10 protein-coding genes are annotated in these 14,649 nt (G+C 37.3%); 8 read left to right on the forward strand and 2 right to left on the reverse strand.

Annotation, left to right across the window (positions count from 1 at the left end; genetic code table 11):
* Positions 1–35: 35 nt before the first annotated feature.
* Both J0M15_08720 and J0M15_08725 read right to left on the reverse strand, forming a co-directional pair.
* The gene (locus J0M15_08720) at positions 36–890 is read right to left on the reverse strand and encodes a hypothetical protein (GenBank protein ID MBN8537124.1); all 855 of its coding nucleotides are present in this window, start codon (positions 888–890) and stop codon (positions 36–38) included.
* 166 nt (positions 891–1,056) lie between these two features.
* Positions 1,057–2,424 carry a hypothetical protein gene (locus J0M15_08725; GenBank protein ID MBN8537125.1) on the reverse strand — a complete coding sequence of 456 codons (1,368 nt, stop codon included), beginning with the start codon at positions 2,422–2,424 and terminating at the stop codon, positions 1,057–1,059.
* Between the two features lie 123 nt (positions 2,425–2,547).
* Here J0M15_08725 and J0M15_08730 point away from each other — a divergent pair, with 123 nt between their 5' ends.
* From J0M15_08730 to J0M15_08765, 8 genes are all read left to right on the forward strand, one after another.
* Entirely contained in the window at positions 2,548–3,402 is an 855-nt protein-coding gene (locus tag J0M15_08730; GenBank protein ID MBN8537126.1) for a 3-hydroxybutyryl-CoA dehydrogenase, read from the forward strand.
* Positions 3,403–3,603: 201 nt separating this feature from the next.
* Positions 3,604–5,688 carry a hypothetical protein gene (locus J0M15_08735; protein ID MBN8537127.1) on the forward strand — a complete coding sequence of 695 codons (2,085 nt, stop codon included), beginning with the start codon at positions 3,604–3,606 and terminating at the stop codon, positions 5,686–5,688.
* Between the two features lie 70 nt (positions 5,689–5,758).
* Positions 5,759–6,556 (forward strand): enoyl-CoA hydratase/isomerase family protein, encoded by a 798-nt coding sequence (locus J0M15_08740; GenBank protein MBN8537128.1) that lies wholly within the window; start codon positions 5,759–5,761, stop codon positions 6,554–6,556.
* A 10-nt stretch (positions 6,557–6,566) separates the two neighbouring features.
* A complete protein-coding gene (locus J0M15_08745) occupies positions 6,567–9,860 on the forward strand; it encodes a cobalamin-dependent protein (GenBank protein MBN8537129.1) in 3,294 nt (1,097 codons plus the stop codon).
* Between the two features lie 281 nt (positions 9,861–10,141).
* On the forward strand, positions 10,142–11,296 hold the full coding sequence (locus tag J0M15_08750; GenBank protein MBN8537130.1) for a hypothetical protein: 1,155 nt from the start codon (positions 10,142–10,144) through the stop codon (positions 11,294–11,296).
* Positions 11,296–11,973, forward strand: a complete 678-nt coding sequence (locus J0M15_08755; protein MBN8537131.1) for a hypothetical protein — start codon at positions 11,296–11,298, stop codon at positions 11,971–11,973. Before J0M15_08750 ends, J0M15_08755 begins: the two co-directional genes overlap by 1 nt.
* Positions 11,963–13,066 (forward strand): HAMP domain-containing histidine kinase, encoded by a 1,104-nt coding sequence (locus tag J0M15_08760; GenBank protein MBN8537132.1) that lies wholly within the window; start codon positions 11,963–11,965, stop codon positions 13,064–13,066. The genes J0M15_08755 and J0M15_08760 overlap by 11 nt, the downstream gene beginning before the upstream one ends.
* Positions 13,063–14,418: a sigma-54-dependent Fis family transcriptional regulator gene (locus J0M15_08765; GenBank protein ID MBN8537133.1), complete on the forward strand. Its 1,356-nt coding sequence runs from the start codon at positions 13,063–13,065 to the stop codon at positions 14,416–14,418. Before J0M15_08760 ends, J0M15_08765 begins: the two co-directional genes overlap by 4 nt.
* Positions 14,419–14,649: the final 231 nt, after the last annotated feature.

Genomic DNA, 14,649 nt, shown 5'->3' on the forward strand with positions numbered 1-14,649 from the left:
TATTAGATGTCGTGATCATTAAACAACATATATTTCTAAAGCCTTTTCTCCTGATCTTGGTTTTTATTGGCCTCTAGACCTAGATCTTGTTCCTTTATTTCTTCCATTTTGTCGGCAAGATTAAACTGTTTACTGGTTTTTATTCTTCGTGCGCTCATTTTTAAATCTAAAACTATTTTTTGATATCGATCTTGGACATCTTTAAGGTATGAAAATTTCGTCATATATTTATTTCCAGGGAGTTTCATTTTTTCTAAAACAATACCATTGCCCATGTAAATCATAGAGGCGATAAGATCGGTGTTATTATCGATATCATCCGTTCCTAAAAATAAAATAAGATCACCGAATTTAATTTTTTCTTTTGTTAGCTCTCGGGTGTACTCAGAAATGATTCCTTGAAAATCAGAATTTGTAATGGAGACTTCTTTGTTTAGGACGCTTTTATTTAAATTCTGATTATTCTTCCACTCTAACCACTGAAGAGATAATCCTTTGTGGGAAGAATTGTATTTTACCTTATGTAAATCTATTTTGATTGTTGATGGTAGAAAAGTCTCTAGACTATAAGGTTTATTTTTTTGATAGGAAATATTTTGATCAGTTTTTAATTGATGGTACCAAAAATAAAATTCACCTTTTGAGTTTAAAGATAACCGAGTATTTACAGTGTAATTATCGCTTCCTAAAATCTTGGGATAGGTAAGTGCTCTTTTTGAATCCTTGAGAGACTTGTAGGTTTGAAATTCATATTTCTTTTTATAAGAAAGTTTTTCAAATGATGTTGTTTCTATATAAGCAGCCCACGAAGGGGAGCTAACTATAAATGCGATTGATGCCATAGATGCTATTTTTAAAACGGATAAAAAAACTGTTAAATTTGATCTCATACATACCTCTTGAGATCATAACGCTGCAAGTCGTGCCAATGAATCATCATGAGGCGAAAAAGAACCAAAGCGAAGGGATTGGTTTAAAATCGAATAATACTTAGACGAAAGCCCACAATTCTTCAGTATTGTCTTATTTATTCGCATGAACCTTTCAAATACGCTCTTACTTCAAAAGGGTCCACTGAGATGAATCCAGGGAGTGTCTCATTTTGATTTTTTTAAACCCAGTATCTAGCCAAAGATCAATATCATTATTTTCTTTGGCTTCTAGTTTGAGTAATTTCATAAACTTGGGTGAAAGAGAATAGGTACTTTCCACCATTTGAGACAGGGTGTCCCAGCGGATATAGGGTTCAAAACTTTCTCCCTCATTCAGGCTTTTATAATTACCGACAATCCAAATTTTGTTTTTAGAAATAGTCACTGGCCAATTTTCATTTTTAAAAAAATCTATTTTTTTCCAATGATCACCATCTATTGTTTTGAAAACTCCCTCTGCCGAGATGAGTCCCTTGAGTTTAGTTTCAGGATAAAATGCCATGGAGTATATTTTTCGTTTTATTAACTCATCTGTTTTTAATATTTGTTCTTTGTTGGTTCTTTCCAAATGGGGCATCGTTTTTTTCCACCAAACTTCTCCATGCTCTGGCAACAAAGAGACGTGCCAATACTCACCGCTTAGATTTTTGATTTCCAGTCGTGATCTTATTTTAGGACCATTAATTTTATTTATTAAAGAAAAAGCTAAGTATTTATTTGTGATATAGGCTTTGAAATCTGAAATGGGATATTCTTTTTTGTTTGCATCAACCAGTTGAGTCCCTTTTCGATAACTAATGCTTAGCCAACCATCCTTTTGGTGCAGAGCTTGAGTGGCAAAGTCGGCTTTCATAAATACAAGCTCAGAATTTACATACCCTTTAAAATTCTGATATTGAATAAACAGCTTTTCGTTATCCCAAGAAATAATCTTAACTCTTTCTTTTTGCGGAATCGTGGTGATAAGCTTAGAGTTTTCTTTTCTTTGCTCTTTTAAAAATAACGAGGTGATAGTGAAACCAACACCAATATCCTCAGAAAAAGATTCTAATAAATCTAGTGGTAGGTAACCTTTTCCATTACCTTTATACTTTTCAACAAGTGCCCATGAAGGTCCTAAACTGAGTATTTTAACCACCTCCTGATTAGAAACGCTTGTATTGTTTTTTTGTTTAAAGTTGGAATCTTGAAATAAAATCAGGCCCGTTCTGACAATGGCCTGATCTGCCACTTGGATCTCCTTAAGCAGTTCTTCTTGTTTGTATTGAAAAACTTTTCGATCCCATTGAACTTGAAAAGAACTAGTCGTTTCAGATCGGATTCTTTTCGTCCACAGTTCTTCTTCTGATAACTGGCCTGAAGGAAAAAGGCTATCGGGCGTTTTATAAAATAAAGGAGCTTTTTTAGTGAAGATATCAGCCGTTGAAGAATCAATGAAAAATATGATAAAAAAAATTGAAAGATAAAGTAAAAATAATTTTTGCTGATTCACTTCATCTTATTATCTTATGATGCACCTTTACCTCACAAGACCTTTTGACCTAAAACTTGCCTTTAGGTTAGAGTCATAGCTTAAAAAGATATTAATTTCGCAGATAGTCGGAGGAAAATAGAGATGGAAATGATAAAAAGAATTGGAGTGGTGGGTGCAGGGCAGATGGGAAATGGAATTTCCCAAGTGGCTGCAAGTTCTGGATTTAGTGTTGTCATGATGGATGTTTCTGAGAAATCGATTGAAAAAGGTCTGCAAACCATAACGGCCTCATTGGACAAGTTAATAAAAAAAAATCTACTGACTGAACTTGACCGCGATCAAGCTCTTGGTCGTATTTCAACGGCCACCAACTACGAGGCTCTTAAAGACTGTGATGTTGTGATTGAGGCAGCAACCGAAAATATAGAGCTCAAATTAAAAATATTTTCCGAGTTAGATAAAGTTGTTAAAAAAACAGCCTACTTATTTTCAAATACCTCTTCGATATCCATAACCAAAATAGCCTCCTGCACTCAGCGCCCAGAAAAGATTGCAGGAATGCATTTTATGAATCCGGTACCCTTAATGAAATTGGTTGAAGCGATTAGAGGGTTGCAAACATCAGATGAAACTTTTGCTTTGGTTCAGCAGCTGACTGAAAAAATGGGAAAAGTTTTTGTTCCTTCGGTTAAAGATATGCCTGGTTTTATTGTAAATCGAATTTTAATGCCCATGATAAATGAAGCTATTTATGTTTTACATGAAGGAATTTCCGGGGTTGAAAGTATCGACGCGGCAATGAAGCTGGGAACGAATCAACCGATGGGCCCTTTGGCATTAGCTGATTTTATCGGGCTTGATACCTGCCTTGCAATTATGAATGTATTGCACCAGGGACTTGGTGATAGCAAGTACCGTCCTTGTCCTCTGCTAACAAAATATGTAGAGGCTGGTTGGTTAGGTAAAAAAGTGGGAAAGGGATTCTACCAATATTGAGGTTTCACAATTCGTTTATCAAATTTAAGTATGAAATTTAAGTATCAAAATGATACTTAAACGTAAATTTGAATCCAAAAGGTTGGAATGATGTGGCAATATATGTTACTTTGGTAGACAGCGAATTCTTTTTATTGAGTGTATCAGGATTAAGTGGGTCATGCGGATTTTTAGAATAGATAAAATGAGTGTAGGTGAAAATTGAAAAGAATTATCAAACTTACAAGGTTGATTTTTGTACCGTTTTTTTCCATCTGCCTGGTCTTCCTATTTTATACGAATTGCAGCGGATCTAGTAATAGTCAACCAGAGCCTGTTCCGTTAGATGAAAATAATAATCAAGGGGATCCCAATCAAGTTGTTTTGAAAGTACATGATACGGAGAGCTCAAGTACGATCAGTCCCTTGTTATTTGGTGTGAATGTTGGATGGACGGATCAAGGATCAAAAATCGTAGAGTATGGTGATTTGCTGAGAGATCGTTCTTTTCGTCAACAAAATGATGTAAAAAATAAGCAGTGGGTATTTAGTCCATCAACGGCTACCGGTGGAACTATTTCAGTTGGTACAGGAGTCGGTGATCCAAGTCCTTTAGGGGGGCATGCATCTAATGGATTTGTGACAATGGCTCAAACCTCAAATGGTTACACCTGTGTAGATCAAATTTTATTTGACGGGGTACAAAGTGGGAATCAATTTACTTTAAATTTTTCTTCATTGGGGGTGTCTGGAACCACCGCTTTGGTGGCCTTTTTTGCTGATACCAAAGTGATGCCAATCTCGTCGGCCTCTGATTATATTGCTACTGTAAATGGGTCTTGGACGAGACATGCGCTGGCTCTCACGGCAACAGGATCTTCGAAGCCAGCCTATTTTAGACTTTGTTTGGCCACGGCGGGTACAATTCAAATTGATGAGGTCAGATTAAGTCGATCGGGTTTTGAGCCTCAAGTAAAAAACCTGGTGAAGAATCGAATGCAAGAGTTAAAGGTGAAGTCATTGCGATTTGGTGGTTCCTCAGTTGATAGTTATTTTTGGAAATCAGCAATAGGAACCAGGATCAGTCGTAGTGAAATGCTCAATGACTTGGGAATTTATGAAACACCCTCCTTTGGACTCCATGAGTTTCTTGATCTTTGTGAAGAACTGAATGTGGAACCCTTGCTAGAGATCAATGTTTTAGATAGCCCAGCAAATGCTGCCGATTTGATAGAATATATCCTTGGCGGGGATGCAACTACCATGGGAACCCTCAGAAAAAATAATGGGAGGGTCACTCCTTGGAACGTCAAATATTTTGAAATTGGCAATGAACCCGCTTTGTCCTATTTAAGTGGAAGTAATTATGTGAGTTTGACCAAATCCATAGCCTCTGCAGTTCGATCTAAGGCTTCGTATTTAGGAAAAACTGTCTTTTTAAGTGGAGTAGTGGAGGCCGGTTTCAACTTGGCCGATTGGATTGCAGCCGTTCCCTTTTTGCAGAATTGGAATGCTGACGTTTTTTCTGATTCCATTGGGCTCAAAAGCACTGTTGACTTCACGCATGGGCATTTTTATTCCTATAACGGTTACGATCCAGATGAAGCCACACGGTTTCGAAACGTTATGTCTGGTGGAGAAGTCCTGAGAAAAAATATTTTAGAGGTCGTCTCTAAAACAGGTGGGTTGCCTCTATGGCTTACTGAGTTTCACGTGAATATTGAAAAATCAGAGCCCAAAGAAATTCTCACCGATTATCTTAAAGATTTTCAATCTGGTTTAGTGATTGGCCAAATTTATTTTCAACTTATCAATCAAAAGATTCCGGGGGCTCATATTTTTAATTTTTCAGAGGAAGTTGGGTATGGAATCACCCGTTCTTCCAATCAGTTTTCATTACGTCCGGCAGGTTTGGCGTTTTCATTTTTGAGTGGTGCAGCTGGGGACACTTTGATCAGCTCCCAATTGACGGGAGCTTCATCAACTGTCATTACTGGTGGGGTTGGAATTATTCCCTCTAATACTAGCTATTCGAATCTGAGTTCCTTTGTATCTAAAGATAGTACGGGTAGTTATCATGTTTTTATTTTGAATAGCGATTATGCTGTTGGATCCGCCGTAAAAATTCAATTTGACGGGTTCACACCCTCCGAAGGGCAATTGGTTTCCTATAGCCATGGATTGCTTTCAGATAACAACGAATCTAATCCAAATAATATCACTATTAAATCTAAATCCCTACCTGTTGGGTCCAAATTTGAAGTTGTCATTGAGCCCCATTCGATGATGCGCATCGATTTGCGCTAAGACTTCTTGACTGTCGCTTTTAAAAATCTAACTTAGTCACTCATTCTTAATTCAATAGGAAAAAAGCAATATGGGTTTTAATTACGATTTTCTAAGGTGTGAACAAGAAGATGGGTTATGGATTTTGACAATTTCAAGGCCCCAGGCTTTAAATGCATTGAATACCAAAATCATTGATGAGCTTGGTGAGTTTTTGCGGCAACTTTCTGAAATGGAATTTGATCATGCCCGCGGTTTGATTATTAAAGGGGATGGAGAAAAAGCCTTTGTTGCAGGAGCTGACATCAAAGAATTGTCAGAGTTAAGTGAAACAGAAGCCATGCAATTTGCTATCAAAGGACATAGTGTTTTTCATGAGTTGAATTTATTAAAAATTCCGGTGATTGCCGCTGTTCATGGTTTTGCCCTTGGCGGTGGCTGTGAGTTGGCACTCGCCTGCGATTTTATTGTAGCCACCAGAGCGGCCAAATTTGGTCTTCCTGAATGTACCTTGGGGCTGATCCCCGGATTTGGAGGTACTGTCAGACTCTCAAGGGCGATTGGAATTCGTAAGGCTAGAGAGTTGATTTATACCGGTGAAATTTTTAGTGCCGAGGAAGCTTACCGTATGGGCTTGGTTAATCAGATCGTCGATAATCAAGAAGAATTGATGAGTGTCGTTAAAAAGAAATTTGCATTGATTTTTCAGAGGGCCCCTAGTGCTATCGCCCAGGGTAAACTATCTATTAACAGATCCTGGGATATGGAAGTTGAGGAAGCTCAAAAATTTGAAGCCGAAAAATTTTCTCAGTTATTTCTTACCAATGATGTGAGAGAAGGAACAAAAGCCTTTATTGAAAAAAGAAAACCAGATTTTAAAGGAAATTAAAGGAAATTAAATGGTAACTCATAGGACTCCAAAAAATCCCATTCGTATTGTCACGGCAGCATCTTTATTTGATGGGCATGATGCAACTATAAATATTATTCGCAGATTGCTTCAAGATCATGGTGCCGAGGTGATTCATCTGGGGCATAACCGCAGTGTTTTAGATGTGGCCAAAGCCATACTTCAAGAGGGGGCCCAGGGTGTGTGCGTGAGTTCCTATCAGGGTGGTCACATGGAATACTTTAAATATTTAAAAGATATTTTAGCTGAATGTGGTTTGTCCTACGTGAAAATATTTGGCGGTGGAGGTGGGGTTATCGTTTGGGAAGAAAAGAAAGAGCTAGAAGCCTACGGGATCAATCAAATCTTTCACCCAGAAGATGGCCGAAAAATGGGACTAGAAGGCATGATTCAAATGATTATGGAGGCCTGCGATTTTGATCCTCGATCTCAAGTTCTAATGAAAATGGAATCAACTCTTCAAAAGACAAACTATTTTGCCTCAAGTTTAGGAAAAGACCCTATCCCCATGTTGGCTTTAGGCAGGGCTATCAATTCCATCGAATTAAATTCCGGAAATTCAGAGCCAAATGGAAATTCTGGCAAAACAGAGACCTTCGATCTAGAAAAATTAGAATTAAGTTCCTTTGCTAATAAAAAAAAGAAGGCCCCCTTCGTTGTTGGAATTACGGGAACTGGGGGCGCAGGAAAATCTTCCTTGATCGACGAACTGGCGCTTCGATTTTTAAACCAATTTCCGCAAATGAAAATAGCCATTGCCTGTGTTGATCCTTCGAAAAGAAAAACGGGTGGGGCCTTATTGGGGGATCGTATTCGCATGAATTCTTTATCCAGATCCCATATTTTCATGAGGAGCTTGGCTACGCGTGGATCGGGGCAAGAGATTTCATTACCTCTTAAAAATATTTTGAATCTGTTCAAGGATTTAGATTTTGATTTAATTATTGCAGAAACCAGTGGGATAGGACAAGCCTCTTCGCAAATTACAGAAATTTGTGACCTTCCTATCTATGTCATGACGAGCGAGTATGGAGCTCCTTCGCAATTGGAAAAAATTGACATGCTTGATTTTGCTTCCATTGTAGCCATAAATAAGTCAGATCGAAGAGGAGCTTTGGACGCACTGAGGGCAGTGAGTAAGCAATATCGCCGGTCCAGAAAAATATTTGATGATGCGACTGTGGTGCCTGTTTTTTTAACCCAGGCGGCGCAATTTAATGACAGTGGTGTAAATCAATTATTTACCGAATTAGTGAAGCAGTTAGAGTTTAAAACTCAAAATAACGAAATGATAGCGGGAAAAGAAAGTGTGATCATTCCAGGAGCTAGAGTTCAATACTTACTTGAAATTACCAACACGATTAGGAATTATAAAAAAAGAGTTTGTGCCTTGATGCCGGAGTTATCTCGAGTCGGTTTTTACGAAAATATTAAAACTTTAGATTTAAAAAGAATTATCAACGAAGTTGAATTTAAAAATTATGCAGACAAAGTTCTTTCTCAGTTAAGCCTTGAAGAGAAGAAAGAACTTTTGGGATGGGACGAGAAATATAATTTATACGCCCAAGACGAAATGGTCTATCATGTTCGTGGAAAGGAATTTCGTAACTCCTTAGTGACACGAACACTTTCTGGAACAAAAATTAAAAAAGTTGTCGTTCCAGATAAATCAGATTGGGGAGATCGATTTAAATATTTAAAATTAGAAAATGTACCGGGGGAATTTCCTTTTACAGCTGGAGTTTTTCCAACAAAGCGCACAGATGAAGATCCTAAGCGGATGTTTGCAGGTGAGGGAACTCCAGAAAGAACCAATAAACGATTTCACTTTCTTTGCCAGGGTGAAAAGGCTCATCGTCTTTCAACGGCTTTTGATTCGGTGACCCTGTATGGACAAGATCCTGACCTGCGACCGGATATTTTTGGCAAGGTTGGGGAAAGTGGAGTCAGCATTTGCTGTCTTGAGGATATGAAAAAACTTTATGCAGGGTTTGATCTTTGTTCTCCAAACACCAGTGTCAGCATGACGATCAATGGACCCGCGCCAATTATTTTGGCTTATTTTTTTAATACGGCTTTGGATCAGCAAGTTGAAAAGAAAGAAAAAGAATTGGGTCGAAAATTGAGCGAAATTGAATTGAAAGAAGTTTCCGCCTGGACAGTGCAAAATGTTCGAGGTACCGTGCAAGCCGATATTCTAAAGGAAGATCAGGGGCAAAATACCTGCATTTTTTCGATCCAATTTGCATTAAAGATGATGGGTGATATTCAAGAATATTTTGTCAATAACAAGATTAAAAATTTCTATTCAGTAAGTATTTCGGGATATCATATTGCCGAAGCCGGAGCGAATCCGATCTCTCAGTTAGCCTTTACCTTGTCCAATGGGTTTACCTTTGTCGAATATTATCTTCAAAGGGGTTTGCCTATCGATGAATTTGCTCCTAATTTGAGTTTCTTTTTTTCCAATGGTTTGGATGCCGAGTACACGGTTCTGGGGCGCGTGGCTCGACGTATTTGGGCGATTGCCATGAAAGACCTTTACCGCGCCAATGAACGCTCTCAGAAATTAAAATATCATATTCAAACTAGTGGTCGGTCTCTTCATGCTCAAGAGATGGCTTTTAATGATATCCGAACCACCTTGCAAGCGCTCATGGCTTTAAATGATAATTGCAATAGCCTTCATACCAATGCCTATGACGAAGCGATAACCACCCCAACAGAGGAATCTGTACGTAGAGCCATGGCCATCCAAATGATTATCAATAGGGAATTGGGGCAAAGCAAAAATGAAAACTCACTTCAAGGTAGTTATTTTGTAGAAGAGCTGACCGATTTGGTTGAGGAAGCCGTTCTCGAAGAGTTTTTACGAATTAATGAACGCGGCGGAGTCCTCGGAGCGATGGAGACCCAGTACCAGCGGTCCAAAATTCAAGAAGAGTCTCTCTATTATGAAAAATTAAAACACGATGGAACCCTACCGATTGTGGGTGTGAACACCTTTGTCGATCCTAAAACCGCCGTGAAAGACTATGTACCTCCAAAAATTGAGATGGCCAGAGCCAGTTATGAAGAAAAGAAATTCCAATTAGACAACATCGTTGAATTTAAAGAAAAAAACTGCAAACAGGCTTCAGATTGTTTGCAGGAATTAAAAACCGTGGCTTTAAAGGGGGATAATATTTTTGCGTCCTTAATGAAAGCAGCCAGGTACTGCAGTCTTTATCAGCTTTCACAAGCCCTGTATGAAGTCGGTGGGGAATACCGCAGAAACGTGTAGTGGATTCTCTTTGAAACTCAGGTTACAATTTATTCCTGCCATTGGCCCAAGATAAACCAGAAGTGGCAAGCTTGTATAAAATACAAGGTTATAATTTACTATTTAAATTCAAAGGAATATAAACTAGAGTGTACAGCTGTCTGTTTTTTTATACACCCTTAACTTGTTAACGTGGTATATTGCTTTTAATTTCAATAGGTTAGCATTTCTAAGTTGCCTCGGGTTTTGGTGGCCCTTTTGCTCTTTCTATTTGGTAACAATATAGAAAAGGGGACTTCAAAATGAAACTTGTATTTATTTTTTTACTTTCGCCATGGTTTTTGAAAGCACAGGATGTGCCGAATCCAAATGAATTCGTCATTGATAAAATTGTATGCGAAGGAAATTCAAATACCAGCTGTGATTTAATTCAAAAAGAGATTTATTTAAATGTTGGCGACAAAGTTAATGAAGAAGAGCTATCAAATGCAAAAATTCGTCTTCAATTAAAAAATCTTTTCAATTCTGTAAATATTTTTATGAAGAAGAGCTCGGAAAGAGGCCATGTAGATATAGTTATCGAGGTGATTGAAGGTAATCCATTTTTTATGGAGGTAGAATATGGTCTTGAGGGCAGTAAATACAGCAATTTTAATAGGCGAAATGTCAGCATAGGAAACCGAAATCTATTAGGGTTAGGAAAAATATTACGTTTTACCTATAGCCAAAATGAATTCTCTTGGCAGAACTCAAAATACTTTATCGGTACTTTGTCTTATGTAGATCCCAATTTATTTGGATCTAAAAAACTATTCTTTAATTTTAATGCTTCCTTTGAACGACCATTAAATAGTCCAGACTCAGCAGATTTTGGTTTTTATGATAAGAATGACCATTATTCAGCCTTGTTTGGAATTCGATTCTTTGATTTCTCTAATATTTCAATTTCACAAATGAAAAAAGAGGAAGTGTATCGCTTTCAAAACAGCAACGATGCTTCGAAGCGCACTAGCATTGTTGATTCAATTACCTATGGATGGAATTCAGAAGATGATACCAATTTTTCAACCTCAGGAAGCCGCTTTGCCTTAAGTTATTCTGAGGAACATCAACAGTCTTTAACTGATTCCTACATCAATAACGATAGATCGTATGAATACCTTTTTTTCAAAAAGAATTGGTCCTTAGCACCGAAAAACTACTTGAGTTTATCTTCAAATATTTATCGGTTTAATGATTTAATAGCACCAGAGGTCCAGAGTAATAGTTCCTTACTTTACAGTTATCAATTGAAAGATCGCTTAAACGGGTTAGGATCTCGTTCGCGATTATTCGTTGATGTGAATCCTATCGCTACTAAAGACTTTAGCACTGTGAACTTCCGTGCGGGTTATATAACAGAATTTGCTGGATTTGGATTGTTAAAGCTCGGGCTTACTTATTGGGGGAACATGTAATGCGCATCGCTTTCATTTTCCTAGTGTTTTATTTTGAATGTTTTGCGGTTGAAGTTAAATCTATAAAAGAGGGTAGTCAGATTTCCTTTCTAGTAAGTGATATTTCTTTTCCTGAAAATTTTGAGAAGTCTCTTAAGAGTGGACTTTCTAATATTTATATATTGAAGCAAAGTGTTTGGAAAAATGGTCAATTGGTATTTGCTTCTGATATTGCTGTGAAGGTTATTTTTGACCTTTGGGACGAGTTGTACTTTGTTACTAAAGAAGTCGGTTCAAATAACTCTGTGGATAAATACAGTCATACATCCAACATTCTTGAAAAACTCAAGTCCTATAAATTTTCTTCAACTTTGAAGGCTTCAGATTTCAAAAAATCAGATAATTACGAAGTCAAAGTTACTGTTATTTTGGATCCAATCACAAAAGAAAAGCAAAAGAAAATTAAAACATGGTTAGCAGAAAATCAAGTTAACTTACCAGGCATATCCAATCGGGCACCTACTTCTAAACAAACACCGTCAAATGACCAAGGGGCCTCGGCTTTTGATACGGTAAAAACTTCGGTTTTTAATAAAGTTCTTAATTCGGAATTAGATAGCGAGATCGTCGAAGGTGCTTGGATTTTTGAGTCAGACAGAATAAAAGTCAGCGGAAAGGATTTTGAAAATGAGAAATAAAGTACTCATCCTTTTAGTTGTCACACTTCTGATCATCGGAATTTTCCCTTTGATTTCCAACTATTTCTTACTAAATGATATTTTAGAAACCCAAGAAAAAATATATTTAAACGCTGATTTGAATAGATCCTTGTTAGCTTATGAAGCCTCCCTTAAAAAACTTTCGAAATTTGATCCAGTAAATGAAAATGAGTACAGAAATAAGTTTCAAGACCTTCAAAATTTAAAATTACTCTACGGCGAAGACACTTATTTTAGTAAAGCCGTCCGGTTGACTTCAATTAAATACTTTTTTCTTTTGTTTGGAATAATCATATTTATTTCGTTTTTTGCAGGAACGGCTCTCAGTTTTAAAGTAAACCAAATGTATGTGAAATCACTTGATGAATTAATAAAAGCGAAAGAAAAATCTCTTTTTTTAAATGAAATTGCAAAATGGAAAGAGGTTGCCCAGAAAATCGCTCATGAAATGCGAAGACCGATTCAACCAATTCGTATTTGGGCATCTCAACTAAAAAAACAGTCTTCTGCAAATACAATTGAAGTCAAGGAAGCGGCGATCGCTATCGAAGAGGAAATTTTGTTTCTGTCTAACATGGTGAATGAGTTTTCTGATTTTGCCAGTGTACCTAAACCTAAACTTGAAAAAGTAGATTTTGGCCAATTCATAAAAAACTTTGTCGTTCAGTATAAGGATATTTGGACCGAGGCAAAATTTAATTTCGTTAAAACAGCTGGTGAGTTTCCAGTTTTATTAGATGCTAAACTGTTTCGCACACTTTTAGCTAACTTAGTGGAAAATGCTATCGATGCTAATTTGAATAAAGAAGTTGATTTCACTTTGGATCTTTATTTATCCGAAGGCCAATTGCAATTCAGCATTTTTAATACGGGTATAGAGCTAAGTGCACCAGAACGAGAACGAATTTTCGATATGTATTACTCAACGAAAAATACCCATACGAATAAAGGGTTAGGATTAACGATTGTGAAAACAATAGTTCTTGAGCACAATGGTGAAATTCAATGTTTGGAAGCGATTGGCGGCGTAAAATTCCATGTAAGACTTCCACTATTTAAGAGGGAAATATGAATCAAAAACGTCTCTTCGTTGTCGATGACGATAAAAACATTAGAAAAAGTCTTCAAATCGCATTACAGAACGAAGGTTTTGTCGTTTCTGTTTTTGAAAATCCAGTCGCTGTGTTGATAGAACTAAAAAATGGGGAACCTGACATCATCGTTTGTGATATTTGCATGGACGAGCTCACAGGCATCGATTTATTTCAGCGTTTGATCGCTGATGGCTATGAAATCCCAGTCATTTTTATTTCCGGTCAGGCCAGCTTGTCGGATGCCGTAAAAGGTGTCCAGTTGGGTGCCTATGATTTTTTAGAAAAGCCATTCGCTCCAGAAAAACTTGTTGTTACGATTGAAAAGTGTTTGCAACTGAAAAAAATTAAAAATGAAATGAATGATTTAAAGAGTCAGGTCGTTGAGACTGATTTTAAAGGCAAGTCCCCTTCTTTCCTTAATGTTGTCGCAGCTATCAGTAAAGTAGCTCCAACGACAGTTTCTGTTTTAATTTCTGGCGAAAGTGGAACGGGGAAAGAACTTATAGCTAAAGAGATCCACGCTCAAAGTCGTGTTGCTAGTGGTCCGTTTATTAAAGTAAACTGTTCATCTATTCCTGAAAATCTGATTGAGAGCGAGTTTTTTGGATATGTAAAAGGCGCCTACACTGGTGCAGATCGCAATAAAAAAGGATTCTTTGAATTAGCTCATGGTGGAACCATATTTCTGGATGAAATCGGAGAAATGAGTTTAGCGGCTCAGGCTAAAATTCTACGAGTGACTCAGCAAAAAGAAATTCAAAAATTAGGATCAGAGAGAGTCATTCCTGTCGATGTTAGAATCGTTGCTGCAACTAATCGTGATTTGTCTCGCGATGTCGCTGCCGGTCGGTTTCGAGAGGATTTATATTTTCGATTGAATGTATTTCCTATTCATTCACCAGCACTGTGCGAGCGCACCCAAGATATTCCACTTTTGGCAGAGCATTTCCTTTCAGAGTATGTGCGCATCAACCGAATTCCTCAGAAATTTATTTCTCCAAAAGCAATGAAGCAATTAATGGAATACCATTGGCCTGGAAATATTCGGGAACTTAAAAATGTCATTGAGCGAATGTCTATTCTGGGTGGTCAAGTGCTTGATGTTCATTTACTATCATTTTTACCATCGACTGCCTCCTCCAAAACTTCTTTTTCTGGAAATTCTCTAAAGGATTTTAAAAATCGTGTCGAGCGCGAATATATTCTAGATGTTCTAAAGCAGGCATCGGGTAACATTTCAGAAGCTGCAAATCGTTTAGAAATTGAAAGAACTTACTTGCACAAAAAAATTCAGGACTACGAAATACGTAAACGTGAGTACTTTACCTAGATCAATCGAAATCGTAAGGGGGAAAAAAGGATTTTTCAAGAGCGGAAGTGGTTCTTTGTCTCGCTAACGAAAGTTCTCAGAAACTAAAATATCATATTCAAACTCAGACAGCGTTGTGAAGTTTAACCTCCGGAATCAATCTCACAGCTTCAACAAGCTTTAAAACGCGATCAATGGAAACCTTCTGCAGGCTTCCAAATAGTATACTTGTAACAATGGTTAAATCGAATA

The organism is Deltaproteobacteria bacterium, from assembly GCA_017302835.1.
Taxonomy (GTDB): Bacteria; Bdellovibrionota; Bdellovibrionia; order Bdellovibrionales; family Bdellovibrionaceae; genus UBA2316.

Excerpts from the sequence above, each read along its gene's own strand:
- J0M15_08740 (MBN8537128.1), top strand. The coding sequence starts at position 5,759 with ATGGGTTTTAATTACGATTTTCTAAGGTGTGAACAAGAAGATGGGTTA.
- J0M15_08760 (MBN8537132.1), top strand. The coding sequence starts at position 11,963 with ATGAGAAATAAAGTACTCATCCTTTTAGTTGTCACACTTCTGATCATC.
- J0M15_08745 (MBN8537129.1), top strand. The coding sequence starts at position 6,567 with ATGGTAACTCATAGGACTCCAAAAAATCCCATTCGTATTGTCACGGCA.
- J0M15_08720 (MBN8537124.1), bottom strand. The coding sequence starts at position 890 with ATGAGATCAAATTTAACAGTTTTTTTATCCGTTTTAAAAATAGCATCT.
- J0M15_08750 (MBN8537130.1), top strand. The coding sequence starts at position 10,142 with ATGAAACTTGTATTTATTTTTTTACTTTCGCCATGGTTTTTGAAAGCA.
- J0M15_08765 (MBN8537133.1), top strand. The coding sequence starts at position 13,063 with ATGAATCAAAAACGTCTCTTCGTTGTCGATGACGATAAAAACATTAGA.
- J0M15_08730 (MBN8537126.1), top strand. The coding sequence starts at position 2,548 with ATGGAAATGATAAAAAGAATTGGAGTGGTGGGTGCAGGGCAGATGGGA.
- J0M15_08755 (MBN8537131.1), top strand. The coding sequence starts at position 11,296 with ATGCGCATCGCTTTCATTTTCCTAGTGTTTTATTTTGAATGTTTTGCG.